Consider the following 25,657-nt stretch of genomic DNA (forward strand, 5'->3'; position numbering starts at 1 on the left):
TATATCGTTATTCCCGAGACCACCCGGCAGGCCATGCTCAAGGGCGAGAAAACCTACTGCGCATTTGACGGTAAATGGATCACGGATTATCGGAACATGCTGACGGTCGGCCTGGCCCCTGGGGGCATCGCCAGGGTCTGGCTTGGGGGCGCATGCCTGAAACCCATCGACGTGGCACGGGTGCAGGGCTGGGTGGTGAAAGTGGGGCCTTCGGGCGGTAAAAATGATGGCCGGTACGCATTGCCTCTGAAGCCAGCCGCCAAGGAATACATCGAGAAATACGGAATTCCCTATGGTTCGTGGTGATACCGAAGCCACCTGAGACATAAAGACCCGGCATCGGCTCTGCGATGCCCCGGAGGAAAAGCGTGTTTATCCCGCCTCGCGGTTGAGCGTCAAGCGCGCGGCGAACTGTCCTGGGTGTGCCTGCGGATCTTTTGTCAGCGCTCTCCTTCACAACCTTCTTGACTCCCCACTCTCGCTCTCTATTATCAGACAACCTGACTAATAGATCTCACTCAATGCTCGTCCTTCAACGTTCCGAATCCCTGGTTCAACGCACTGTCTCGGCCATCCGTGCTGAAATCGACTCTGGCCGGTTCGCCGCCTCTACGCGGATGCCAACCGAGCATGAGCTCGCCGAGCAGCTCCAGGTCAGTCGCTCGGTCATTCGCGAAGCCGTTTCTCAATTGAAAGCCGACGGTGTACTCACTACCCGGCGCGGTTTGGGCTCGTATGTCTCCGAACATCCTGAAGGTAAGGTCTTTCGGTTTCCGGGCGAGGCGGACGGTGTACTGGACCTCGGTCGGTTGTTTGAGATGAGAGTCTGGCTGGAAACACAAGCGGCAGCCGCAGCAGCGCAACGGCGTACCGTTGCCGATTTGAAGTGTCTCGGCAATGCCTTGTCGACAATGCAGTCCAAGAGCGCGGAGCTAAATGCAGCGGCGGCAGCGGACGTGGCGTTTCACCGGGGGATTGTCGCGGCGACGCAAAATACCTATTTCGTGGCGTTTCATGATTTTCTGCGCGGGCAACTGGCCGCCGCCCGACGTGCCGCCTGGGCGAATTCGGCGACCAAGCCCAGCGGTCCGAGCGACGCACATCTTGAGCACCAGGCGATTTTCGAGGCGATCAAGGCACGCGATAGCGTTGCCGCCGCTGAATGCTCGGAACGCCATTTGATCGCGGCAGCGGCTCGGCTTCGGATCTCGATTGATATGCCATCGCTGAAACCACGATAGCGGCTGCAAATCGGCGCTTTTATCGCAGCGTTGTTTAAGCTAGCTTGTCTGACAACCTGATAATATGACCTTTTCAGAACACTAGGCCCATCTGACCCGGTTCACTACGTGAGAGACCTCTATGAAGTATGACTTTTGCATCATTGGTGGCGGCATCGTCGGAATGTCTACGGCGCTGGAATTGACACGTCGCCGGCCTGGCGCATCGATCATCCTACTGGAGAAAGAAACCTCGCTCGCACGGCATCAGACGGGGCATAACAGTGGTGTGATTCACGCCGGGGTATATTACGCGCCGGGCAGTCTCAAGGCAGATCTATGCCGCCGTGGCGCGCAGGCGACGAAGGATTTCTGCACCGAACATGGCATCGCTTTCGATGTGTGCGGAAAGCTGGTGGTGGCCACCAACACGCTGGAAATGACGCGGATGGAAGCGTTGCACGAACGCGCGCAATTGAATGGCCTGACACCGCAACGGATCGACGGTCAGGATCTTTCTGCACTGGAACCTAATATCGTCGGTATCGGTGCATTGCTGATCGACAGTACCGGCATCGTTGACTACAAGGCCATTTGCAACGTGATGGCACGGTTGATCGAGGCAGCGGGTGGCGAGATCCGAATGGGGATCAAGGTCAATTCGATTGTCGAGCGCGGCGATGAGGTGCAGATCGGTTCGACCGAACAACAATGGCAGGCCAAACAGTTGGTCGTCTGCGCCGGATTGCAGTCCGATCGCCTGGCGAAGATGGCGGGGCTGCGCATCGATCATCAGATCGTGCCCTTTCGTGGCGAGTACTACCGCCTGCCACCGTCGAAAAATGAAGTGGTGAAACATCTGATTTATCCGGTGCCGGACCCGCAATTGCCGTTCCTTGGCGTACACCTGACGCGCATGATCGATGGCAGCGTCACCGTGGGTCCTAACGCCGTGCTGGGCTTCGCGCGCGAGGGTTATCCGAAAGCATCGGTCAACCTGGCCGACATCATCGAATTCCTACGTTTCCCCGGTTTTTGGAAGGTCATGCGCGAAAACCTGTCATCAGGCATGACGGAGATGAAGAACTCGCTGTGGAAACGGGGTTATCTGGAGCAGTGCAGAAAATACTGTCCCGAGCTGAGTGTCGAGGACCTGCAGCCTTACGAAGCCGGTATCCGTGCCCAGGCAGTCATGCGCGACGGTACCTTGGTGCACGACTTCCTGTTTGTCGACACCCCGCGCATGTTGCATGTGTGCAATGCGCCCTCACCGGCCGCCACTTGCGCGATTCCAATCGGTGAGATGATTGCCGATAGGCTGCTAAACAACGCTTGATCCGCGAAGATTTAAAGCGGCATAACCAGTCACTGGTTATGCCGGCCATCAAGTCCGTGCGATCAACCGCGGTTCCAGGGCACGGTGAGCACTGAACCACTCTGCGCCTCGGTGATATAAAGCAGGCGCGTGCCATCGGCGGCGGCGGCACCGAGCGCGACATTGGTAGTCTGCGCACCCACCGTGCTTTCGATGATGTGCGTCAGTTCCCCCAGTCGCGAATAAACGAAGACGCAACCCAAGCCGACATGCGCGACGAACAGGTTGTGCGCCTCGTCCATGCACATGCCATCCGGACCGCCGGGACCGAATTGCGAGCAGAACACGCCGACTTTCGACACTCCGCCATCGGCCATCAACGGCACGCGCCAGACCGCATTGGCCCGCGTCGCCGACACGAACAAGGCGGTCTCGTCAGGTGTCAGGACAATGCCATTCGGACTCGGGACATTGGACAGCAGGCAATCCAGCCGGCCTTCGACCGACAACCGGAATACCCGTCCGCTCGGGTCGTGCATGCCGGTTTGGCCTTGATCGGTGAAATAGACGTCACCGCAAGCCGAAACACACAGGTCGTTGATGCCTTTAAAGCTCTCCGAATAGCGACCGATCAACACCGGCTCGACTGTCCCTGTATCCACATTCAGGCTCAACAGGCCCAGCTTGTAGTCGCAGATCAGCATCCGACCGTCAGGCGCAAAAGCCATTCCATTGGGCCAACCGTCATACTCGACGGCGCAGGTCCAGTCGCCTGCGGGTGAGATGCGAAAAATCCGCCCGTGGGGAATGTCCGTCACATATAGATTGCCGGCAGCATCGAACACCGGCCCTTCCAGAAATGAGTGCAGCTGCGCCCCACCCGCATTTGCGTTGGCCCATGCACTGGGTGTGTGCAAGCGCAGGGATTGCGGCACAGAGAACGCGACAGCGCCATGGAGTCGTATCGGTGGCGCAAAGGAAAGATTCATGGATACCCCTCTGAAGACTCGACTCAATGACCGGAAAAGTTCGCCGGGCGTTTCTCATGCCAGGCGGCCTGGCCTTCTTTCAAGTCATTGGAGCGCAGTAAGCGGGCTTCGCAGCGCTTGAAATCGTCGAGATCGAAGTCGCCTCGGGCAAGGGCATTGATCGCACGCTTGGTTTCTTTCAGGGCCAGCGGCGCCAGGCTACTGACACAGTTTGCTAGCGCTGTGACATGCGCATCCAGGGCGTCGGCATCGACCAGGTCGGTGAGGAAGCCAATGCGCAACATTTCTTCGGCATAAACCTTTTCGGCGAGCAGGAACAGTTGCTTGGTCCGGTCGACACCTAACCGCGATACAAAGCGCTTGATCCCAGACGGGTAATAAAGAAGCCCGAGTGCCGCCGCCGGCATGAACATCTCGCTGGCGGCCACACCCACACGGAAATCGCAGGCCAGCGCCAGGTCGATGGAGCCACCATAAACACCGCCATGCAGCCGGGCAATAGTCACCTGCGGCAAGCGCTCAAGGGCTTCGATCACCGGTTCGAAGGGGTTTTCGATGATTCCATCAGGCTGGCTCAGCGCAATGTTCTGGATACTGCCGATGTCGTATCCGGAACTGAAATGGCGCCCTTGCGACTGCAGCACTACCGCCCGTACAGCGCTGTTGCCGGACAAGTGCGTAAAATGCTCCAGCAATACAGCCAGGTCGTCATGTTCAATGCGGTTCGCCTGCTTCGGGCGTTGCAACGTGATTCGAGCAATTGATCGATCGATGCTGAGCAGCGGTGGGAGAGCTAGATCTACAGGGCTCATAAAATTACCAATATGGTTGTTGTAATTACAGAATCCTAACGTATGATTACGGAAGAGGAAAGAAGTACATGAGTGCAAGCAAGCTGCATCCGAATTTCGCTTCGACGATTCGAGAAAAAATTGAGATTGAGATGAGCGAGGGCCGCTACCTGCCAGGTGACCTGCTCGACGAGAAAGCGCTCGCGGAGCGCTATGGCGTCTCCCGCACTCCAGTTCGGGAGGCTATTCAGCAGTTGTTGGCACAGGGCCTTGTGTACAAGGTCGCTCGCCAGGGGGCATTCGTTTCGAAGTTGTCATCCAAGGAGCTGCTCGCCTTGGTCGAGATGCTCTCTTATATGGAAGGTCTGTGCGCGATGTTGTCGGCGCGCCGTTCGCCTACCGAAACAGTGGCCGAAATGATGATGATGGTCGAAGCCTGCGAAGACGCGGCACGACAAAATGATCGCGAAACCTTCGCCACGGCTAACGCGGAGTTTCACAGGATCTTGTATGCCAGTACCCGCAACGCGCCATTAGCCCAGCAAGTGATGGCGTTGCGTCGGCGCTCTCAGCTGTACCGACGCAACATCTTTCACCAGCCAGGGCGCATGGCGAAATCGGCCGCCGAACACCGGCAAATCGTCGAGTTCATCGCCACCAACGATGAGAACGGCGCTTTCCGGGCAGCCGTCGATCACATTGCCGTAGCGGGCCAGTCGTTTGCCGAATTTGTAATGACGCTTCCGGACGAGAGTCTCGCCGACTCCGACCGAACTACATGACACCACCGGAGATACCGCATGGCGCTTTCAGCTTCCCTTGGGCACGGCCCGCTCAAAGATCTTATCGTTGTCGATCTGACCCGATTCCTGTCGGGGCCTTATTGCTCGCTGCTACTGGCCGACCTTGGCGCTCGGGTCATCAAGATCGAGAGCCCAGGCAAGGGAGATGAATCACGCACGGTGCCACCGATTATGGGTAAGGATTCACCGTATTTCATGTCGATCAACCGCGGCAAGGAATCGATTGCCCTGGACCTGAAAAACGACGATGACCGTGCCGTGTTGGCGACTATGCTGGAACAAGCGGACATCCTGATCGAGAACTTCCGTCCCGGCATCATGGACAAGCTGGGCTATTCGGCCGAGATGCTCGCCGAACGTTACCCACGACTGGTATACGCCTCGATCTCAGGTTTCGGCCAGACCGGTCCATGGCGCAACCTGCCCGCCTACGACCTCGTGGTGCAGGCCCTGAGCGGCATGATGAGCATCAATGGCCAGGCCGACGGCCCGCCGACACGAGTCGGCACTTCAATCGGCGACCTCGGTGCCGGCGTCTATGCTGCGCTGAGCGTGGTGTCGGCGATCAATGAACGCCATCGCACAGGGCTCGGCGGGCGGGTCGACATGTCCATGCTCGATTGCCAGGTCGCACTGCTTGAAAGCCATTTTATGCGCTACAGCGTGACCGGCGAAGTGCCAGGCCGCGTGGGCTCGCGCCATCCACTGATCGTGCCCTTCGATGCTTATGCCTGCGCCGACAGCTATATGGTGGTCTGCACCGTGGGCGACGGGCTCTATCGCCAACTGGTCGAGGCACTGGGTCGTCCGGACCTGATCGACGACGAGCGCTTTTGCACACCCGCCAAGCGACTCGAAAACGAAGTCGCGATGAAGAACGAGTTCGAGACGCTGTTTCGCACCCAGCCACGCAGCCATTGGCTCAAGGTCATCGGCGATGCCGGGGTTCCTTGTGGGCCGATCAACACCATTGCCGACATCGCTACCAGCCCGCAACTCGAAGCCCGTGGATTGTTCGTCGATGTCACCAGCGACAGCGGCTATTCCTTCAAAGCGGTTCGCACTCCGGTGCGCCAACTCGCAAAAGAAGAAGCAGCACAAAGCCAGCGAGCGCCTTCGGTCGACGAACATGGTCCGGCGATTCGCGCTGAGCTGCTAGCCGAAACACACTGACGCTTCACTCCCCATCTACCTCAGACCCGTGTACGCCAAGGGAAGCCGGCGCCGTTCTGCTGTGCTCGACCATCAGCACCGGCCACGGCGGCGGCCACGGATAAAGGAAGTGGGCTCTACCGAACAGCTCTCAAATACAACAATAAAGAGGATAGAAAATGAGCAGCAAAGGCGGGATACCGACTGGATTCAACCTGGGCAACCGTTGGATACAGTTACTACTGGCGATTATCTGTATGGGGCTTGTCGCCAACGTGCAATACAGTTGGACCCTGTTTGTACGGCCTATTCACGAAACCACGGGGTGGTCCGAACTCAGCATCCAAGTGGCATTCACCCTATTCATCATGGCGGAAACCTGGCTGGTGCCCCTGGAAGGCATGCTGGTGGACCGCTTCGGCCCTCGCCCCGTGATCGCGGGCGGCGCGCTCCTGATCATGATTGCCTGGGTCCTGAACGCTTACACCAGTTCCCTTTACATGTTGTACCTGGATTCCCTATTGGCTGGCACCGGCGCGGGCTGTGTCTACGGCACCTGCGTGGGCATCGCGCTCAAATGGTTTCCGGATCGGCGCGGTTTTGCCGGTGGCCTGGCAGCCGCCGGATTCGGGGTCGGTGCGGCATTGACGATTATTCCGATTGCCAACGAAATCACACTGAGTGGTTACCAGCATGCATTCCTGAAGTTCGGTCTGTTGCTCGGCGGCGCGGTGTTCCTGGTTTCGATGCTTATGATCAAACCGGTCAAATCGGATCGAGTCGCCAAGTCTGCGCGTAACGTGCAAGGCAAGCGCGATTACACCACGGTACAGATGATGAAAACGCCGGTGTTCTGGGTCTCTTATCTGATTTTCACCGCAATGTCCGCAGGCGGTCTCATTGCCACGGCACAAATTGCCTCGATTGCCCGTGACTTTGGTATTGCCTCGATACCCATGTCGATCTTCCAGACGGTCATCCCGCTGCTGACCCTGACCCTGTCGATCGACAACCTGGTCAACGGTCTCACCCGACCATTGTGCGGCCTGCTGTCGGATCGCTTCGGTCGTGAAAACACGATGTTCTTCGTCTTCCTGGGCGAAGGTTTGGCGTTGTTGGGAATCATCAAGTTTGGCCATAACCCATATTTGTTCTTGATTTTCGCGCCGCTCATTTACCTGTGCTGGGGTGAAATCTACGCAATCTCGTCTGCCATGATCGGCGACACCTACGGTAGTCGAAACGCGACCGCTAACGCCGGTGCATTGTTCACCACCAAAGGCTTCGCCGCGCTGATTGTGCCGTTCGGCAGTCTACTGCGAGAAATCACCGGTACCTGGGATGCGGTGTTCGTGTTTTGCTCGATCATTGCCGTGTTGTCGGCCATTGCCTCACGCTTTGTCCTGGCGCCGATGCGGCGCAATTTCATTATCACCAGCAATGCTGAGTATGATGCCAACCCGCCAGTCGACAGTCGCGAAACCAGTCATGCTGCATCACCCATCAGCGGCGCAACGATAAGCGCTCGATAGAAACATCCGACTATTTATGGGTTAGCGCCCGCTAGAGCTCAACACTGGGTATAACCTGAGCTGCGAGTGCTCGTGCTCAATCAGCATCGCCATAGCCCGGCTATGACTCGTCACAGCGCCTTGGCCATGGACTTATGGCATCCGAACTTGAACTCACGGACTAAGCGCGCAGCCCACCAGCCAGTCAAACCTGGTAACTCAACACTGAAAACCAACAAGAGTGAAAATTTATGCGTCTTAATCTAAAGACCAAAATGCTGTTCTTGGCAGTGCTCCCGGTGTTGACCTTTGCGGTAGTCATCAGCATCGCGACGGTATTCATGCTCCAGAGCCAGGAGCAGCAAGAGGTCCAGGAAACACGCGAGCGCCTTCTGGCCGATGCCAAAATCACCTTGCAAAACTATGTCGCGGTGGCGATGGGCATGATCAAACCAATCTACGAAGCTTCGGCGCCAGGAGACATGAGCACACGGGCGCAAGTGATAAAGATGCTTTCGGCCATCACCTATGACAAGGAAAGTTATTTCTTCGGTTATGACTCTGAAGCGGTGCGTCTCTTCAAGGGCAGCAGCCCGCAAGACATCGGTAAAAGCTTCAAGGACGCCAGGGACCCCAACGGCCTCTATTTTATTCAGGACCTGGTCGCGGTCGCGAAGGCCGGCACGCATTACACCCAGTACAACTCAACATTACTGGGCAAAACCGAGCTGTTGCCGAAACTGGGTTACAGCCAATGGCTACCCAAATGGGACCTGATGATCGGCACCTCGATTAATCTGGACGGCATTGAGCGGCAAGTCCTCGAGATCCAAACGAAGGCCCACACACGCCTGCAAGACATGCTGCTCAGTATCGTTGGCATCGCTTTGCTGCTGTTGGTGGTGATCGGTATTGTCGGTGCCGTTCTGGCGGGTACGATTGTGCGTCCGCTGCACTTGATGAAAGCCAATCTGGACGACATCGCGGCAGGTGAAGGCGATCTTACTCGCCGCTTGACCGTCACCAGTGGCGATGAATTAGGCGACTTAGCCGCCTCGTTCAACCGTTTTGTCGACAAAATTCATGGTCTGGTCCGGCAAATTGCCGAAATGACCCTGCAATTGACCGGGCTGGTCAGCGCAGTGTCTGACCAGGTCGATCGTTCGGGACAGGCGATGGAGCGCCAGCGCCACGAGACCGATCAGGTGGCGACCGCCATCAACCAAATGTCCGCCGCCGCCCACGAAGTGGCAAAAAACGCACAAGGGGCAGCAGTGGCAGCCCAACAAACCGACGCGGAAGGTCAGGCGGCCAAGCGCGTGGTCAACGGCAACATCAAGCAGATTCACGCCTTGGTTGACGATATTCGTAACAGCGGCACTTCTCTGGACAGCCTGCAAAAAGACGTTTCGTCGATTGTCAGCGTGCTTGGGGTAATTCGCTCCATCGCCGACCAGACTAACTTGCTGGCACTCAACGCCGCCATTGAGGCGGCACGGGCGGGGGAAGCCGGACGTGGTTTTGCGGTCGTGGCTGACGAGGTGCGCGCACTGGCCAGCCGCACTCAGCAGAGTACCCAGGAGATCCAGAGTATGATTGATCGCCTGCAACAGGGTACACAGGGTGCAGTAGAGGCCATGCGCCGCTCCAGCCAGGCCGGTGACGATACGTCAGTGCAAGCCAATGAAGCAGGGGCATCACTGGATACCATTGCGCGGCTGATGAGCACCATCAACTCGATGAACGCACAAATCGCCAGCGCCGCCGAAGAACAGACCGCCGTGGCCGAAGAGATCAACCGTAACATGCATCAGATCGCCGAGGCAGCGGACAGTGTCGCCGATCAGACGCAGCAAAGCGCCCAAACTTCGCGCAGCCTGGCAGACCTGGGTCAACGCCTGGGCAAGCTGGTCGGGCAATTTCGCATCTGATCCAGGCTCCCCTGGAAACCCGATTTCCAAAAAAAAGATACCCGACAGAACAAACCAGAGCAGATCGAAAGAACGACTGACAGCCCCGCCGAAACGGGGCTTTGAGCGCTGGCTCAGTGATGGTAGCGCGCGGAAAACTCGTGCACGGCGTGGATAAACGCCCCGGCATGTTCCGGGTCGACTTCCGGGGTGATGCCATGGCCCAAGTTGAACACATGGCCCGAGCCGTCACCGTAGCTGGCGAGGATCCGCGCCACTTCGGCACGGATCGCTTCAGGTTTGGCATACAGCACGGTCGGATCCATGTTGCCTTGCAGCGCGACCTTGGCGCCCACCCGGCGACGGGCCTCGCCCAGATCGCAGGTCCAGTCGAGCCCGAGGGCGTCGGCACCCGCCTCGGCAATGCTTTCCAGCCACAAGCCACCGTTCTTGGTGAACAGGATCACCGGCACCTGGCGCCCTTCATGTTCGCGGATCAGCCCGCTGACGATCTTGCGCATGTACGCCAGGGAGAACGCCTGATAGGCAGCCGCCGACAGGTTGCCGCCCCAGGTGTCGAAGATCTGCACCGCCTGGGCGCCCGCCAGGATCTGCCCGTTGAGGTACGCGGTGACCGATTGGGCCAACTTGTCCAGCAGCAGGTGCAAGGCCTGCGGGTTGTCGTAGAGCATGGCCTTGGTCTTGCGGAAGTCTTTCGACGAGCCGCCTTCGACCATATAAGTGGCCAGGGTCCAGGGGCTGCCCGAGAAACCGATCAGCGGCACCCGACCGTTGAGTTCACGGCGAATGGTGCTGACTGCGTCCATGACATAACCCAGGTCCTTCTGTGGATCGGGGATCGGCAGCGCTTCGATATCCGCCAGGGTGCTGACGACTTTCTTGAAGCGTGGGCCCTCGCCACTCTCGAAATACAGGCCCTGACCCATGGCATCAGGAATGGTCAGGATGTCGGAGAACAAGATGGCGGCATCCAGCCCCGGATAACGATCCAACGGCTGCAGGGTGACTTCGCAGGCGAATGACGGGTTCATGCACAGGCTCATGAAGTCGCCGGCCTTGGCGCGACTGGCGCGGTATTCAGGCAGGTAGCGACCGGCCTGACGCATCATCCACACGGGAGTGACGTCCACGGGTTGCTTGAGCAGAGCACGCAGAAAACGGTCGTTCTTCAGGGCAGTCATATCGGCATCCGGAAAAAATGTGTGGGCATTTTCTCAGAGCGCGACACAAAAGGCACGGAAAGAGCCGTGCCTTTTGTTTTATCGGTTGAATTTGTCGCGGACGATGACAGTCCTTTAAGCGTCGCAACGCCGCATAGCCGAGCGCAGCAGCGCTTAAAGACCCAGGTAGTCGAGGATTCCTTCGGCGGCATTGCGCCCCTCGAAGATCGCCGTCACCACCAGGTCGGAACCGCGCACCATATCGCCACCGGCAAAGATCTTCGGATGGCTGGTCTGGTGCTTGAACTGCCCCTGCTCCGGCGCCACCACCCGGCCCTGGCTGTCGGTCTGAATGTTGAACTGCTCGAACCACGGCGCCGGGCTCGGGCGGAAACCGAACGCGATAACCACGGCATCCGCCGCAATGATCTCTTCGGAACCCGGGATCGGCTCGGGGCTGCGACGGCCACGGGCATCCGGCTCGCCGAGACGGGTCTCGACCACCTTCACACCTTCGACCTTGTCTTCACCGACAATCGCGATCGGCTGGCGGTTGTAGAGGAACTTCACGCCTTCTTCCTTGGCGTTCTTCACCTCTTTGCGCGAACCGGGCATGTTCGCCTCGTCACGACGATAGGCACAGGTCACCGACTTGGCGCTCTGGCGAATCGAGGTGCGGTTGCAGTCCATCGCCGTATCGCCACCACCGAGTACCACGACCTTCTTGCCCTTCATGTCGACGAAATCTTCCGGCGACTTTTCAAAGCCGAGGTTGCGATTGACGTTGGCGACGAGGAAATCCAGGGCGTCATACACGCCTGGCAGGTCTTCGCCGGCAAAGCCGCCCTTCATGTAGGTGTAGGTGCCCATGCCCATGAACACCGCGTCGTATTCGCCGAGCAGTTGCTCCATGGTCACATCCTTGCCGACCTCGGTATTGAGGCGGAACTCGATGCCCATGCCGCTGAAGACTTCGCGACGATTGCTCAGCACGGTCTTTTCCAACTTGAACTCGGGGATACCGAAGGTCAGCAGGCCGCCGATTTCCGGGTTCTTATCGAAGACCACCGGGGTCACTCCACCGCGCACCAGCACGTCAGCACAACCCAGGCCCGCAGGGCCAGCACCGACGATCGCGACCCGCTTGCCGGTCGGCTTGACCTTGGACATGTCCGGACGCCAGCCCATGGCAAAGGCGGTATCAGTGATGTATTTCTCCACCGAACCGATGGTCACCGCGCCGAAACCGTCGTTGAGGGTGCAGGCACCCTCGCACAGGCGGTCCTGCGGGCACACCCGGCCGCAGACTTCCGGCAAAGTGTTGGTCTGATGGGACAGCTCGGCGGCGGCGAGGATATTGCCCTCGGCCACCAGCTTGAGCCAGTTGGGAATGAAGTTGTGCACCGGGCACTTCCATTCGCAATACGGGTTACCGCAACCCAGGCAACGGTGGGCCTGATCGGCCGACTGCTGGGGTTTGAAGGGTTCGTAGATTTCCACGAACTCTTTCTTGCGCTGACGCAACAGTTTCTTCTTCGGATCCTTGCGCCCGACATCGATGAACTGGAAGTCGTTACTCAGACGTTCAGCCATTACAAAAACCTCATCAAACTCTTCAGGCGCATCACTGCGGGTTGGCACGGGTGCTGGAAAGCAACGACTTCAAGGTGGCTGCCTTCGGCTTGACCAGCCAAAAGCGCCGCAGGTAGTCGTCCAGGTTTTCGGCGAGGTTACGACCCCACTCGCTGTCGGTCTCCTCGACATACTCGTCCAGCACGCGTTGCAGGTGGCTGCGATAGGCTTCCATCGCTTCGCCGCTGATCCGCTGGATCTCGACCAACTCGTGGTTCACCTTGTCGACAAACGTATTGTCCTGGTCCAACACGTAGGCGAAACCGCCGGTCATGCCCGAGCCGAAGTTGTAGCCGGTCTTGCCCAGTACACAGACAAAACCGCCGGTCATGTACTCGCAGCAGTGATCGCCCGTGCCTTCAACGACCGTGTGGGCGCCGGAGTTACGCACCGCGAAACGCTCGCCCGCAGTACCGGCGGCGAACAACTTGCCACCGGTGGCACCATACAGGCAGGTGTTGCCGATAATGGCGCTGTCCTGGGTTTTATAGGCGCTGCCTTTGGGCGGCACGATCACCAGTTTGCCACCGGTCATGCCCTTGCCGACGTAGTCGTTGGCGTCACCTTCGAGGTACAGGTTCAGGCCGCCTGCGTTCCATACGCCGAAGCTCTGCCCGGCGGTCCCTTTGAAGCGGAAGCTGATCGGCGCCTTGGCCATGCCCTGGTTGCCGTGGGCACGGGCGATCTCGCCGGAGATCCGCGCACCGATGGAACGGTCGCAGTTACAGATATCCAGGGAAAAATCGGCACCGCTCAGGTCGTTGATCGACGATTTGGCCATCTCGACCATCTTCTCGGCCAACAAACCCTTGTCGAACGGCGGGTTGCGGTCAACCTGGCAGAACTGCGGCTTGTCCACCGGAATGTGATCGCTGCCGAGCAGCGGGGTCAGGTCCAGATGGTTCTGCTTGGCCGTCTCGCCTTCGAGGATTTCCAGCAGATCGGTACGCCCAATCAGCTCTTCGAGGCGGCGCACGCCAAGTTTGGCCAGCCACTCACGGGTTTCCTCGGCGACGTAGGTGAAGAAGTTCACCACCATGTCCACAGTGCCGATGTAGTGATCCTTGCGCAGCTTCTCGTTCTGCGTCGCCACGCCGGTGGCGCAGTTGTTCAGGTGGCAGATGCGCAGGTACTTGCAGCCCAGGGCGATCATCGGCGCGGTGCCGAAACCGAAGCTCTCGGCGCCAAGGATGGCGGCCTTGATCACATCGAGGCCGGTTTTCAGGCCGCCGTCGGTCTGTACCCGGACCTTGCCGCGCAGGTCGTTGCCGCGCAGGGTCTGGTGGGTTTCGGCGAGGCCGAGTTCCCAGGGCGCACCGGCGTACTTGATCGAGGTCAGGGGCGATGCGCCGGTACCACCATCGTAGCCGGAAATGGTGATCAGGTCGGCATAGGCTTTCGCCACGCCGGCGGCGATGGTGCCGACACCGGCTTCCGCCACCAGCTTCACCGAGACCAGCGCTTGTGGATTGACCTGCTTCAGGTCGAAGATCAACTGTGACAAGTCTTCGATGGAGTAGATGTCGTGGTGCGGCGGTGGCGAGATCAGGGTCACGCCGGGTACCGCATAACGCAACTTGGCGATCAGGCCATTGACCTTGCCGCCAGGCAACTGGCCGCCCTCGCCGGGCTTGGCGCCCTGGGCCACTTTGATCTGCAGGACTTCGGCGTTGACCAGGTATTCGGGGGTCACGCCGAAACGGCCGGTCGCGACCTGCTTGATCTTCGAGCTCTTGAGCGTGCCATAGCGCGCCGGGTCTTCGCCGCCTTCGCCGGAGTTGGAGCGCGCGCCCAGGCGGTTCATGGCTTCGGCCAGGGCTTCATGGGCCTCCGGCGACAAGGCGCCCAAGGAAATACCGGCCGAGTCGAAACGCTTGAGGATCGACTCCAGCGGCTCGATATCGCTGATCGGCAGCGGCGTGTCCAGGGTCTTTACCTTGAACAGGTCGCGGATCATCGACACCGGACGGTTGTCCACCAGCGCGGTGTATTCCTTGAATTTGGCATAGTCGCCCTGCTGCACGGCGGCTTGCAGGGTACTGACCACATCCGGGTTGTAGGCGTGGTATTCGCCACCGTAGACGAACTTCAGCAGGCCACCTTGCTGGATCGGCTTGCGCGCACTCCAGGCTTCGCTCGCCAGCAATTTCTGCTCGGCTTCGAGGTCGACGAAACGGGCACCCTTGATCCGACTCGGCACGCCACGAAAGCTCAGGCCCACCACTTCCTCGGACAGGCCGATGGCCTCGAACAACTGCGCACCACGATACGAGGCAATGGTAGAGATACCCATTTTCGAGAGAATCTTCAGCAGCCCCTTGGTGATGCCCTTGCGGTAGTTCTTGAAGACTTCGTACAGATCGCCGAGCACTTCGCCGGTACGGATCAGGTCGCCGAGCACTTCATAGGCGAGGAACGGATAGACCGCCGACGCACCGAAGCCGATCAGCACCGCAAAGTGATGCGGGTCGCGGGCAGTAGCGGTTTCGACCAGGATGTTGCTGTCGCAACGCAGGCCTTTCTCGGTCAGGCGGTGGTGTACGGCACCCGTTGCCAGGGACGCATGCACTGGCAGCTTACCGGGTGCTATATGGCGGTCACTAAGGACAATCTGGGTCCGTCCGGCACGCACGGCTTCCTCGGCCTGGTCGGCGATGTTGCGCACGGCGGCTTCCAAGCCGACGCTTTCTTCGTAGTTCAGGTCAATGATCTGGCGTTCGAAGCCCGGACGCTCGAGGTTCATCAAAGAACGCCACTTGGCGGGAGAAATCACCGGTGAGCTGAGAATCACTCGCGAGGCATGTTCCGGCGACTCTTCGAAGATGTTGCGCTCGGCACCGAGACAAATCTCCAGCGACATGACGATGGCTTCGCGCAGCGGATCGATCGGCGGGTTGGTCACCTGCGCGAACTGCTGGCGGAAGTAATCGTATGGGGTGCGCACACGCTGGGAGAGGACCGCCATCGGCGTGTCGTCGCCCATGGAGCCGACCGCCTCATAGCCCTGCTCGCCCAACGGCCGCAACACCTGATCGCGCTCTTCGAACGTGACCTGGTACATTTTCATGTATTGCTTGAGCTGCTCAACGTTGTAGAACGCCGAACCATGGTCGTTGTCGTCCATGGTCGCCTGGATGCGCAAGGCGTGCCTGCGCAGCCACTGCTTATACGGATGACGCGACTTCAGGCGATTGTCGATGGAGTCGGTGTCGAGGATCTGGCCGGTCTCGGTGTCCACGGCGAAGATCTGCCCAGGCCCTACACGGCCCTTGGCGATGACATCTTCCGGCTGGTAGTTCCACACGCCGATTTCCGATGCCAGGGTGATATAGCCGTTCTTGGTGGTGACCCAGCGCGCTGGGCGCAGGCCGTTACGGTCGAGCAGGCAGACCGCGTGGCGGCCTTCGGTCATGACCACCCCCGCCGGACCGTCCCAGGGTTCCATGTGCATCGAGTTGAATTCATAGAACGCGCGCAGATCGGCGTCCATGGTCTCGACGTTCTGCCACGCCGGTGGAATCAGCATGCGCACGCCACGGAACAGGTCGATACCACCTGTCACCATTAATTCGAGCATGTTGTCCATGCTGGAGGAGTCGGAACCGACACGGTTGACCAACGGCCCCAGTTCATCGAGATCGGGGATCAGGTCGTTGGCGAACTTGGTGCGCCGGGCCTGCGCCCAGTTGCGGTTGCCGGTGATGGTGTTGATCTCGCCGTTGTGCGCCAGGAAGCGGAACGGTTGCGCCAGCGGCCATTTTGGCAGGGTGTTGGTGGAGAAACGCTGGTGGAACACGCAGATAGCGGTCTGCAGCGTCGGATCGTTGAGGTCTGGATAAAAGGCGGTCAGGTCCGCCGGCATCATCAGGCCTTTATAGATGATGGTCTTGTGCGAAAAGCTGCAGATGTAGTGATCGGTATCGGCGGCGTTGGCCACCGACGAGCGACGACGGGCACTGAACAGCTTGATAGCGAACGCCTGGTCACTCAGGCCCTCGCCGCCGATGAATACCTGTTCGATCTGCGGCAGGCGCTCCAGGGCCAGACGACCGAGGACGCGGGTATCGATCGGCACCTTGCGCCAGCCCACCAACTGCAGGCCCGCGGCGAGGATTTCACGATTCATGTGTTCACGAGCCGCTTCGGCTTTGACGGGGTCCTGATTGAAGAACACCATGCCAACCGCATACTGCTTGGGCAGATCGCTACCAAACTGCGCTTTGGCGACAGCACGCAGGAACTGGTCCGGCTTTTGAATCAACAGGCCGCAACCGTCACCGGTCTTGCCGTCGGCGTTGATCCCACCGCGGTGGGTCATGCACGTCAGGGCCTCAATGGCCGTCTGCAACAGGTGATGACTGGGCTCGCCCTGCATGTGGGCAATCAGGCCGAAACCGCAGTTATCCTTGAATTCATCGGGTTGATACAGACCTGCTTTCATAGACACTTTCTCACCAGGCTGCCTCTTATAGAGACAAATTTCTTTTTAATTCAACCGCTTACCATCCACGCCGAACGTATGCCGGCTTTGCAGGGGCAAAAGGGAGGTCATTGTACACACCGACACAGACGCTCACAAATTTGGCGACGAAATGTCGCAAATCTATGTCGCATTTATGAAAGGTTTAAAGGGATATCTCGTGCTAGTCAAAATATTTTTTGAATTTTGACCGCTACGACTCAAATCTACTGTGACGCAGACACCACAAGGCACGCAGCTTTAAAGCTGCGCGCTCAAGTGGAAGTTTTGAGGTGCCGGGAGCGCGGCCTGGGTAAGGCCGCCGAATCATCAGCGAGTTGTGGCGAGGTCCTGTTGGACGCTGGCGACAGTCCGAGGCCAAGGTTTACCAGCCTGAACCTTCGCTGGCAAGGCCTTGATAGCAGTAACTGCCGCATCGCGGCTCGGGAAGCTGCCATAAGTAATCACATACAGTGGCTTGCCGTTGAGCACTTTCTTGAAATAACGGTACTCGCCACCCTGCTCCTTGACGAAGTTCTGGGCCGTGGCTTCCGAGCTGGTACCGAGAATCTGCACCACGTAGTGGCTCGGTGCTTGACCGGCGTACCAGTTGCCACCAGCGCCAGGCTTGGCCGCTACCGGCTTCTCGGTCTTGACCGCGGGCTTGGCGGGCGCTGGGGCTGGCGCGGGTTTGGCGACCGGGCTTGCCGGCTTGGCCACGGCCACCTGGGCTGGAGCCGCCGGGCGGGCGGCAGGAGTGGGAGCAGGACCGGCCGGCACACCCAGAGGCGGTGCCGTGGTGGTGACAGTCGGAGGCTGAGCCACACCGCCATCGACCACTGGCGCAGCGCCGTCGTCACCTTCGCTCATGCCACCCGCGGCTTCGGCGAGCGGGCCACGCATCACCGGCTGCGACTGGCCGACCAACGGCAGCGGCATCGGTTGCGAATTACCGGCGAATTCGACCGCCGGGCCACCCACGGCATTCGGCTTCGGTGTTTGCCCCAGCGGTAACTGGGCCTGCTCACCGGCTGGCGCACCCGCCGTCACCGGCGCCTTGCTGCGACCGGAACTCATCCAGGCCGCAGCGACAGCGACCACCACTACCCCAGACAATGCCAACACATATTTCTTCGACATCTTGAACCCCATACTTGGTCGCTTGACCGCGGAGCGGCTGGCAATCATGGCTTCGATCATGGCGTCACGGGCGACCTGGTTAATGTTGCCAGGCCAACCCTCGGCGCTTTGGTGAATCTCAGTGATCTGCTCAGCGGAAAAAAGTTCGATTCCCCGGCCCGCGCCTTCAAGACGCTGCGCTAGGTACTCGCGCGTTTCTTCTTCGGTGTAGGGCTGTAATTCGATCACGTGGAAGCGCTCTTCCTGCGCCTCCTGCTGTTCCAAGCCGGCAATCATCGACGACTCGCCAAACAGAAAGACGTGTGGACGACCTTCCGGCGCGCCTGCCGCCAATGCCAGCAAGGCTTCGATCGCTGAATCATCCAGTTGTTCAGCGTCGTCCACCAGCAGATAGACTTCCTGGCCGGTCAACGCCAACTGCACCACCTGCGCCAGGATCGAGCCGATATCGGCCTGAGCCACATTCAGTGCCTGGGCGATCTGGCGCAACACGCCAACCGCCTCGCCAGCGCCACGAGCTGACACCACCACGCTTTGCACTGACTGCTTGTTGGTGCTCGCCACCAGCGCCTGGCGCAACAGGGTCTTGCCGCTGCCCTGCGGCCCGGTCACCACCAGCAGCAACTGGCTGTAGCGGGCCAGGTGATGCAACTGCCCCAACACCGGCTTGCGCTGGGCCGGGAAAAACTTGAAGCCAGGCACCCGTGGAGCAAAAGGGTCGTGATGCAACTGATAATGGCCGAGGAAAGCCTCGTCGGCATGTAAACTAGTCATCGGGATCTTATCAACCTTTAAGCTGGGCCAGAGCGCGGTAATCCGCCCCCAGCGTGGCCTGTAGAACCTCTTTCGGATAATCGTCGGTCACTACGGCTTCGCCCAGGCGGCGCAACAACACCAGACGTAAACGACCGTCGATCACTTTTTTATCAATGGCCATGTGTTCGAGAAAATCAGCCTCGGTCATCGCCTCCGGAGGAATCACCGGCAAACCCGCACGCTGAAACAGGCGAATACCGCGATCGCGCTCGGCGTCGGTAATCCAGCCCAGACGCGCAGACATCTCCAACGCCATCACCGTTCCGGCGGCCACGGCTTCACCATGCAGCCAGACACCGTAGCCCATATGGGTTTCGATGGCATGGCCAAAAGTATGTCCGAGGTTGAGGGTAGCGCGCACCCCAGACTCGCGCTCATCGGCACCGACCACGGCCGCCTTGGCCGCGCAGGAGCGTTCGATGGCCGCGCTCAGCGCCGCCTGGTCGAGGCCGCGCAGCGCATCGACATGCTCTTCCAACCAAGTCAGGAACGGCTCGTCGCGGATCAGGCCGTATTTGATGACTTCGGCCAGGCCCGCCGAAAGCTCGCGCGCCGGCAGAGTGTTCAGGGTCGCGGTATCGATCAGCACCACATTGGGCTGATAGAAGGCACCGACCATGTTCTTGCCCAACGGATGATTGATACCGGTCTTGCCGCCCACCGACGAATCAACTTGAGACAACAAGGTAGTCGGAACCTGGATAAAGTCCACTCCGCGCTGATAGCAGGCCGCCGCGAAACCGGCCATGTCACCGATAACGCCACCACCCAGGGCGATGATCGTGGTCCGACGGTCGTGTCGAGCGTTCAGCAGGCCATCGAAAATCAGTTGCAGGGTTTCCCAGGTCTTGAAGGCTTCGCCGTCGGGCAATATCACCGAGATCACCGAATAGGCCGCCAGGCTGCGGCTCAGGCGTTCGAGATAGAGCGGAGCGACAGTGTCGTTGGAGATAATGGCGACTTGGCGACCGGCAATGTGCGGCGTCAATAACTCAGGCGTGTCCAGCAGCCCTTCACCAATATGAATCGGGTAGCTACGCTCGCCAAGATCGACCTTAAGTGTCTGCATGTGTCCCCACAGTGAAGATGGACGCGAGCGCCCAGTCTCAGGATTAACAATTGATGGCGTCGTTGGTTTCCGACGCCCGACAATGGCCCTAAGCCACAACCCACACCGAGCGTGGCGGGCGTCGAGGATAGCGCATTTCGCCCCGCGCTTTAACGGGGAGGTAGCTGCTGCAAGCGTTCCAGAATATCCAGTACCACCATGCGCGGCGGTCGCTCATCGGTTTCCACCACCAGATCGGCAATTTCCCGATAAAGCGGATCACGGATCGCCAATAGGTCGCGCAATGTCTTGGCCGGATCGGCGGTACGCAACAACGGACGGTTGCGATCACGCGCGGTACGTCCCACTTGCTGCTCCACCGAAGCATGCAGATAGACCACTCGCCCGCCAGCGTGCAGCGCCTGGCGATTTTCATCACGCATGACCGCACCGCCACCCGTGGCCAGGACCACACCGTCAGCCGCGCACAACTCGGCAATCATCGCTTGCTCGCGATCGCGAAAGCCCGGTTCGCCTTCCTTATCGAAGATCCACGGGATATTGGCGCCTGTGCGCAGTTCAATTTCCTTATCGGAATCTTTGAAAGGCAGACGCAGCTCTTTGGCCAGCAAGCGACCTATGGTGCTCTTTCCAGCCCCCATAGGCCCAACAAGAATCAAATTTCGCACAGAATCAACGACTCACAGCAATCGCCTGGTTATTCATGATACGCGGAGTCAGGAATACCAGCAGCTCGGATTTTGCTTCCGAGACAATGTCTCGGCGGAAAAGGCGGCCAACATACGGCACATCGCCGAGAAATGGCACCTTCTCTTCGGTTTTGCTCTGGGTATTGGAGAACACGCCACCGATCACCACGGTTTCGCCGTCGTTGACCAGCACCTTGGCGTTGACTTCGTTCTTCTTGATCGGCGGTACGTTGTTCAGCACATTCTGGTAGTCCGGCTCATCCTTGGTGACCTTTACTTCCATGATGATGCGGTTGTCCGGGGTGATCTGCGGCGTGACCTCAAGGGACAGCGAGGCTTCCTTGAAGGACACTGAGGTCGCACCGCTTGAGCTCGACTCCTGGTACGGAATCTCCGTGCCCTTGAGGATCTTCGCGGTTTCCTTGTCGGAAGTGACCACCTTGGGCTGTGATACGACTTCACCGTTGCCGGTCTTCTCCATCGCGCTCAACTCCAGGTCGAGGATCGTGTTGTCGGTCACGAAGCCGATGCCGATACCGGAAGTCGCCGTGGTGGCGCCCAAGTCGACGAACGGCGTACTGTTGCTCTGGCCGGTCAACCTGGACAGCGTCGGCGCACCGCCACTGCCGCTCCAGTTGCCGCCAGAGACGCTGCCGCCCCAACGGGCGCCCAGTTGCTTGTCATAGCCCACATTGGCCTCAACGATGCGCGCCTCGATCATCACCTGGCGCACCGGAATATCCAACTGCGCCACGATCCGCCGCAGCTCGTCGAGGCGGTCCTGGGTCTGGTAGGCAATGATGTTGTTGGTGCGGTCATCCACGGTGATCGAGCCACGCTCCTCGCCCTTGGCCTCGGCACTGGTCACCGACTGGAACAGCTTGGCGATATCCGCCGCCTTCGCGTAATTGACTTGCAACAGCTCGCGACGCAGCGGGGCCAGTTCGGCAATCTGTTTTTGCGACTCCAACTCCTGGCGTTCACGCGCCGCGATCTCGTCCGCCGGCGCCACCAGCAAGACGTTACCGATCTTGCGCTTGTCCAGGCCCTTGGTCTTAAGCACCAGGTCCAGCGCCTGATCCCACGGCACGTTCTGCAAGCGCAGGGTAATCCCGCCCTGCACCGTGTCGCTGGCCACCAGGTTCAGGTGGGTGAAGTCGGCGATCAGTTGCAGCACCGAACGCACCTCGATGTCCTGGAAGTTCAGCGAGAGCTTTTCGCCGCTGTAGACAAACCGTTCGGCATTACGCCGCTGCAGGTCGTCGACGGTCAGCGGGCGAACACTGATCGTCAGCTTGTTATCGGTCTGGTACGTCGAGTAGTCGAAAGCGCCGCTCGGCTCGATGGAAATACTTGCCCGCTCGGCAGACGCGCTGGCATTGACGAATTGCACCGGCGTGGCGAAATCCTTCACGTCCAGGCGCACACGCAAGGGATCGGGCAGTTGGGTGCGAGGGAACTCCACGCTGATCTTGCCGCCTTTTTCCTGGATATCCGGGCTGATGGACGGGTCAGAGAGTTCAATGACCACGTTGCCTTCGCCCTGTTCGCCACGCTGGAAGTCAATATTGCGAATGGCCTTTGCCGCCGGCACGTAGGGCTTTTGGGCCGCACGCGTCGGGCGCGCCACCGCCACCGGTCGGACGGCGCCGGCCTGGTCGTGAGCGCTGGGCACAGTGTCCTGGCCAACCACCACGAACAGGTTGTTGCCCTCGATGCGGGTGCTGTAGGGCACCAGCTTGCTCAGATTGATGATCAGCCGGGTACGATCCTTGGCCTCCACCACGGTTACGCTGCGCGCGTTGCCCACGCCCAGGTCACGGGTCTTGGTGGTCAATCGGCTGGCCACTCCGGTCAGGTCCAGGGCAATCCGCGCCGGCTGATCGGTGGTATAGCCATGGGGAGCGGAGGGCGGGCTGTCGAACGCCAGCTTCAGCTCAACCCGGTCCCCCGGCAGCGCCGCTATATCGAGGGTCTTCAGGTCGGCGGCCAGCACCATCGACGACACCAACGCCATCCATAGCGAAATGCCGAAGGTACAAATAATCCTGTTCATATCGAGTTCCACTATGAGTGCTCTTTCAAAGGCAGGGTGCGCGGTCGTTCCAGCCAGCCGCCTTCACCGTCTGGAACGATTTCGATCACTTCGACCTGGGAGTCGGTGATGGCCACGATCCGACCCTCGTTGCGCCCCAGGTAATCACCTACTTTCAATCGATGAACACCATCGGCTCCACGCAGCAAGGCGTAGGTACCGCTGGCATTGGAAAGTGTGCCGACCATCTCGAACTGTTCGATATTGAAGCCTTCGAGAAACTGCTTGATCCGGTTCGGATCCGGCTTGACCTCGCGAGTACCTTTCTGGCGGCTCGTCAGATCGATCTTGACCGGTGGCTGGAACGGACTGCGCAACGATGCGGCGTTGTAGGTAAATGCCTCATAGGAAATAAACTTCGGTGTTGGCTCGATATTGCCGACCGGACGCGCGCGCACTTCACGCATGTAGGCATCCAAGTCACTGAAGTCGTTACTGTTGCCACAGCCGGCCAGCAGCACCGCGACCATTGCTACGCATCCGCCACGCCAGCCGCTCATTTGTGCAGCCCCTTGTCGTTATAGCGATAGGTCTTGGCGAGAATGCTCATGCGTAGCTTATTGCCATTATTCGGCGCGACCGGTTTGATTTGGAAATCGTGCAGAGTGACGATTCGCGGCAGGCTGGCCACGCCACTGACAAAGGTTGCCAGGTCATGGTAAGCGCCGGTCACGGTGATCTGGATCGGTAGCTCGATATAGAACTGCTGCGCCACCTCGGGCAACAGCTTGATCTCTTCGAACTCCAGCCCACTGCCAAGCCCGGTACGGGTGATGTCTTCCAGCAATCCCGGGACCTCGGTATCGCTAGGCAATTGCTTGAGCAGTGCACCGAAAGACGCTTCCATATCGAGCATCTGCTGAGTGTAGGCCTCCAGGTTAGCCGCCAGGTGCGCCTTGGTCGCGAATTGCTCCTTAGACGTGATCTCCGCGGCCCGCTGCTGGTCCAACCGGTCGATCAGGTCCTTGACATAGAAGTTATAGCCCAGCGTCAGCACCACGACCGCGACGATGACACCGCAGGCGCCCTTAACCGCCGTGGGCCAGGAACCAATGTTCTGCATGTCGAGATCGGCAAGGTCGATCTGGCGCAGGTTTCCCAACCACTCGGAGACATTCATTGGGTGCTTCCCGGAACGGGGGGCTGAGTCTGCCGCACGTTCAGTTGGAACACATTCGCCTGGTCCAGCGCACCGGCCGTTGTCGCCTTGACCTCGGTCAGGCTCGGTGCTTCGAGCCACTCGGAGGCATCGAGGTTACGCATCAAGTCCGAGACTCGATTGTTGGACTCCGCCGCGCCGCTGAGTGCAATGCTCTTGCCGGTCATCTTCACTTCCGTGAAATACACGCCATCAGGCAGAGTCCGCGCCAACTGATCGAAGATCCGCCCACTGATTGGCCGGTTGCCTTGCAAGTCCTGGATGATCTTCATCCGCTCGATCAATTGCTGGCGACGCGCCTTGAGCTCGCTGATCTGTTTGATCCGCGTATCGAGCTGGGCAATCTCCTTGTTCATATAAGCATTGCGCGCGGCCTGCTGATTGATCGAGTTACTGATGTACTGGTCCGTCATCAGGACCAGGCCAACAGCCGCCACCAGCACCCCGACCAGGGCTGTCAGGAAGCGCTTGCGCCGCTCTTCGCGCAGTTGCTCGCGCCAGGGGAGAAGGTTGATCCGCGCCATCAGTCGAAACTCCTCAAGGCCAGGCCACAGGCGATCATCAGGGCCGGCGCATCACCGGCCAGAGCCCCGGCATTGACCTTGCTGCTCAACGCCATGTCGGCGAAAGGGTTGGCCACCAGGGTCGGCGTACCGAGCCGTTGCTCGATGAGCTGATCGAGCCCGGCAATCGAGGCGGTGCCACCCGCCAGCAGAATGTAGTCAACCTCGTTGTATTGGCCTGAGGCGAAGAAGAACTGCAGGGAACGCGACACCTGATGAACCACGGCATCCTTGAAGGGCAGCAGGACCTCGGCGATATAGTCGTCGGGCAGGCCACCCTGTTTTTTCGCCAGACCAGCCTCTTCGTGGGACAGGCCATAGCGCCGCTGGATTTCCTCGGTGAGCTGGCGCCCGCCGAACAATTGCTCACGGGTATAGATGATCCGGCCATTGTGCAGGACACTCAGGGTAGTCATGGTCGCGCCGATATCGACCACCGCGACCGTCAATCGGTCCTGGTCGTTGGCCAATTGTGCCGCGAGCAGCCCAAAGGAGCGTTCAAGGGCGTAGGCTTCGACATCCACCACTCGGGCAACGAGCCCGGCCAGCGCCAGCGCCGCCTCGCGCACCTCGACGTTTTCTTTCCGACAGGCGGCCAGCAGCACCTCGACACGCTCGGGATTGCGCGCCGAATACCCCTGGACTTCGAAGTCGATGGCTACTTCTTCGAGAGGATAGGGAATGTATTGGTCGGCCTCTATTTTTAGCTGGTTCTCCATGTCGTCATCGGAAAGCCCAGCGTCCATTTCGATGGTCTTGGTGATCACTGCGGAGCCGGCCACGGCGACCGCGACATGGCGCGCGCTGGTTTTGGCCTTGAGCAGCACCCGCCCCAGCGCCTGACCGACGCCTTCGAGCTCGGCGATGTTTTTCTCGACCACGGCGTTAGGTGGCAACGGTTCCACGGCATAGGACTCGACTCGATATCGATTGCCTGAACGGCTCAATTCGAGGAGTTTTACCGAAGTGGAGCTGATGTCGATCCCCAGGAGCGAATGCGCTTTTTTACCAAAGAGTCCAAGCACTACCGATTCCCTATTGCTATCCGCGACTTACGGACCCTTTATGATAAGGGGCATTTAATAGCAGTCTTGACATAAGCGCAAATAACGCCCGCTGCCAAAAAAAGCTTATAATGCCCACGTTTTTTCCGAGCCGTCGAA

Annotated in this window: 20 protein-coding genes and 1 pseudogene; 8 read left to right on the top strand and 13 right to left on the bottom strand. The window is 59.4% G+C overall.

Features of this window, described 5'->3' with window-relative positions:
• The 3 genes from AWM79_RS17265 to lhgO all read left to right on the top strand — a co-directional run.
• Positions 1–306, top strand: a 306-nt coding sequence (locus AWM79_RS17265; RefSeq protein WP_156430180.1) for a DUF2931 family protein, incomplete at its 5' end; no start/stop codon positions are given.
• 215 nt (positions 307–521) lie between these two features.
• Positions 522–1,241: a FadR/GntR family transcriptional regulator gene (locus AWM79_RS17270; protein WP_017132740.1), complete on the top strand. Its 720-nt coding sequence runs from the start codon at positions 522–524 to the stop codon at positions 1,239–1,241.
• 121 nt (positions 1,242–1,362) lie between these two features.
• On the top strand, positions 1,363–2,556 hold the full coding sequence (gene lhgO, locus AWM79_RS17275; protein WP_017132741.1) for an L-2-hydroxyglutarate oxidase: 1,194 nt from the start codon (positions 1,363–1,365) through the stop codon (positions 2,554–2,556).
• A gap of 62 nt (positions 2,557–2,618) precedes the next feature.
• On the opposite strand, the gene AWM79_RS17280 is transcribed toward lhgO, so the two are convergent.
• On the bottom strand, positions 2,619–3,524 hold the full coding sequence (locus tag AWM79_RS17280) for an SMP-30/gluconolactonase/LRE family protein (protein WP_060783368.1): 906 nt from the start codon (positions 3,522–3,524) through the stop codon (positions 2,619–2,621).
• Between the two features lie 23 nt (positions 3,525–3,547).
• Complete coding sequence (locus tag AWM79_RS17285) at positions 3,548–4,336, bottom strand: enoyl-CoA hydratase/isomerase family protein (protein ID WP_060783369.1); 789 nt, start codon at positions 4,334–4,336, stop codon at positions 3,548–3,550.
• A gap of 68 nt (positions 4,337–4,404) precedes the next feature.
• On the opposite strand from AWM79_RS17285, the gene AWM79_RS17290 reads away from it, so the two are divergent.
• The 5 genes and pseudogenes from AWM79_RS17290 to AWM79_RS26120 all read left to right on the top strand — a co-directional run bounded on the left by AWM79_RS17290 (position 4,405) and on the right by AWM79_RS26120 (position 9,712).
• Positions 4,405–5,097: a GntR family transcriptional regulator gene (locus AWM79_RS17290; RefSeq protein ID WP_060783370.1), complete on the top strand. Its 693-nt coding sequence runs from the start codon at positions 4,405–4,407 to the stop codon at positions 5,095–5,097.
• Between the two features lie 18 nt (positions 5,098–5,115).
• Positions 5,116–6,291 (top strand): CaiB/BaiF CoA transferase family protein, encoded by a 1,176-nt coding sequence (locus AWM79_RS17295; RefSeq protein ID WP_060783371.1) that lies wholly within the window; start codon positions 5,116–5,118, stop codon positions 6,289–6,291.
• A 158-nt stretch (positions 6,292–6,449) separates the two neighbouring features.
• Positions 6,450–7,802, top strand: coding sequence for an oxalate/formate MFS antiporter (gene oxlT, locus AWM79_RS17300; protein WP_060783372.1), 1,353 nt, complete (start codon positions 6,450–6,452; stop codon positions 7,800–7,802).
• Positions 7,803–8,122: 320 nt separating this feature from the next.
• Positions 8,123–8,854, top strand: a pseudogene (locus AWM79_RS26115) (cache domain-containing protein); the annotation flags it as partial.
• A gap of 102 nt (positions 8,855–8,956) precedes the next feature.
• Positions 8,957–9,712, top strand: a complete 756-nt coding sequence (locus AWM79_RS26120; protein WP_425262059.1) for a methyl-accepting chemotaxis protein — start codon at positions 8,957–8,959, stop codon at positions 9,710–9,712.
• A gap of 113 nt (positions 9,713–9,825) precedes the next feature.
• Here AWM79_RS26120 and hemE read toward each other — a convergent pair whose 3' ends face one another.
• The 11 genes from hemE to AWM79_RS17360 form a co-directional block, all read right to left on the bottom strand.
• On the bottom strand, positions 9,826–10,893 hold the full coding sequence (gene hemE, locus AWM79_RS17310; protein WP_017132748.1) for a uroporphyrinogen decarboxylase: 1,068 nt from the start codon (positions 10,891–10,893) through the stop codon (positions 9,826–9,828).
• Positions 10,894–11,046: 153 nt separating this feature from the next.
• The gene (locus tag AWM79_RS17315; RefSeq protein ID WP_060783373.1) at positions 11,047–12,465 is read right to left on the bottom strand and encodes an FAD-dependent oxidoreductase; all 1,419 of its coding nucleotides are present in this window, start codon (positions 12,463–12,465) and stop codon (positions 11,047–11,049) included.
• Between the two features lie 31 nt (positions 12,466–12,496).
• On the bottom strand, positions 12,497–16,945 hold the full coding sequence (gltB, locus tag AWM79_RS17320; RefSeq protein WP_060783374.1) for a glutamate synthase large subunit: 4,449 nt from the start codon (positions 16,943–16,945) through the stop codon (positions 12,497–12,499).
• 348 nt (positions 16,946–17,293) lie between these two features.
• A complete protein-coding gene (locus AWM79_RS17325) occupies positions 17,294–18,877 on the bottom strand; it encodes an AAA family ATPase (RefSeq protein WP_060783375.1) in 1,584 nt (527 codons plus the stop codon).
• Between the two features lie 10 nt (positions 18,878–18,887).
• Complete coding sequence (gene aroB / locus AWM79_RS17330; protein WP_060783376.1) at positions 18,888–19,988, bottom strand: 3-dehydroquinate synthase; 1,101 nt, start codon at positions 19,986–19,988, stop codon at positions 18,888–18,890.
• Between the two features lie 149 nt (positions 19,989–20,137).
• Positions 20,138–20,656 carry a shikimate kinase AroK gene (aroK, locus tag AWM79_RS17335; RefSeq protein WP_042935610.1) on the bottom strand — a complete coding sequence of 173 codons (519 nt, stop codon included), beginning with the start codon at positions 20,654–20,656 and terminating at the stop codon, positions 20,138–20,140.
• 4 nt (positions 20,657–20,660) lie between these two features.
• Positions 20,661–22,733, bottom strand: a complete 2,073-nt coding sequence (locus tag AWM79_RS17340; protein ID WP_060784006.1) for a type IV pilus secretin PilQ — start codon at positions 22,731–22,733, stop codon at positions 20,661–20,663.
• Between the two features lie 11 nt (positions 22,734–22,744).
• Positions 22,745–23,272 (bottom strand): type 4a pilus biogenesis lipoprotein PilP, encoded by a 528-nt coding sequence (pilP, locus tag AWM79_RS17345; RefSeq protein ID WP_026013259.1) that lies wholly within the window; start codon positions 23,270–23,272, stop codon positions 22,745–22,747.
• Entirely contained in the window at positions 23,269–23,892 is a 624-nt protein-coding gene (gene pilO / locus AWM79_RS17350) for a type 4a pilus biogenesis protein PilO (protein ID WP_060783377.1), read from the bottom strand. The genes pilP and pilO overlap by 4 nt, the downstream gene beginning before the upstream one ends.
• Positions 23,889–24,455 (bottom strand): PilN domain-containing protein, encoded by a 567-nt coding sequence (locus AWM79_RS17355; protein ID WP_060783378.1) that lies wholly within the window; start codon positions 24,453–24,455, stop codon positions 23,889–23,891. Before AWM79_RS17355 ends, pilO begins: the two co-directional genes overlap by 4 nt.
• Complete coding sequence (locus tag AWM79_RS17360; RefSeq protein ID WP_060783379.1) at positions 24,455–25,519, bottom strand: pilus assembly protein PilM; 1,065 nt, start codon at positions 25,517–25,519, stop codon at positions 24,455–24,457. Before AWM79_RS17360 ends, AWM79_RS17355 begins: the two co-directional genes overlap by 1 nt.
• Between the last annotated feature and the right edge of the window lie 138 nt (positions 25,520–25,657).

This window comes from Pseudomonas agarici, assembly GCF_001543125.1.
Lineage (GTDB): Bacteria > Pseudomonadota > Gammaproteobacteria > Pseudomonadales > Pseudomonadaceae > Aquipseudomonas > Aquipseudomonas agarici.

Excerpts from the sequence above, each read along its gene's own strand:
- pilP (WP_026013259.1), bottom strand. The coding sequence starts at position 23,272 with ATGAGCGGCTGGCGTGGCGGATGCGTAGCAATGGTCGCGGTGCTGCTG.
- AWM79_RS17340 (WP_060784006.1), bottom strand. The coding sequence starts at position 22,733 with ATGAACAGGATTATTTGTACCTTCGGCATTTCGCTATGGATGGCGTTG.
- aroB (WP_060783376.1), bottom strand. The coding sequence starts at position 19,988 with ATGCAGACACTTAAGGTCGATCTTGGCGAGCGTAGCTACCCGATTCAT.
- AWM79_RS17285 (WP_060783369.1), bottom strand. The coding sequence starts at position 4,336 with ATGAGCCCTGTAGATCTAGCTCTCCCACCGCTGCTCAGCATCGATCGA.
- AWM79_RS17315 (WP_060783373.1), bottom strand. The coding sequence starts at position 12,465 with ATGGCTGAACGTCTGAGTAACGACTTCCAGTTCATCGATGTCGGGCGC.
- lhgO (WP_017132741.1), top strand. The coding sequence starts at position 1,363 with ATGAAGTATGACTTTTGCATCATTGGTGGCGGCATCGTCGGAATGTCT.
- AWM79_RS17280 (WP_060783368.1), bottom strand. The coding sequence starts at position 3,524 with ATGAATCTTTCCTTTGCGCCACCGATACGACTCCATGGCGCTGTCGCG.
- AWM79_RS17325 (WP_060783375.1), bottom strand. The coding sequence starts at position 18,877 with ATGACTAGTTTACATGCCGACGAGGCTTTCCTCGGCCATTATCAGTTG.
- pilO (WP_060783377.1), bottom strand. The coding sequence starts at position 23,892 with ATGAATGTCTCCGAGTGGTTGGGAAACCTGCGCCAGATCGACCTTGCC.
- oxlT (WP_060783372.1), top strand. The coding sequence starts at position 6,450 with ATGAGCAGCAAAGGCGGGATACCGACTGGATTCAACCTGGGCAACCGT.
- AWM79_RS17290 (WP_060783370.1), top strand. The coding sequence starts at position 4,405 with ATGAGTGCAAGCAAGCTGCATCCGAATTTCGCTTCGACGATTCGAGAA.
- AWM79_RS26120 (WP_425262059.1), top strand. The coding sequence starts at position 8,957 with ATGGAGCGCCAGCGCCACGAGACCGATCAGGTGGCGACCGCCATCAAC.
- hemE (WP_017132748.1), bottom strand. The coding sequence starts at position 10,893 with ATGACTGCCCTGAAGAACGACCGTTTTCTGCGTGCTCTGCTCAAGCAA.
- AWM79_RS17355 (WP_060783378.1), bottom strand. The coding sequence starts at position 24,455 with ATGGCGCGGATCAACCTTCTCCCCTGGCGCGAGCAACTGCGCGAAGAG.
- AWM79_RS17295 (WP_060783371.1), top strand. The coding sequence starts at position 5,116 with ATGGCGCTTTCAGCTTCCCTTGGGCACGGCCCGCTCAAAGATCTTATC.
- gltB (WP_060783374.1), bottom strand. The coding sequence starts at position 16,945 with ATGAAAGCAGGTCTGTATCAACCCGATGAATTCAAGGATAACTGCGGT.
- AWM79_RS17270 (WP_017132740.1), top strand. The coding sequence starts at position 522 with ATGCTCGTCCTTCAACGTTCCGAATCCCTGGTTCAACGCACTGTCTCG.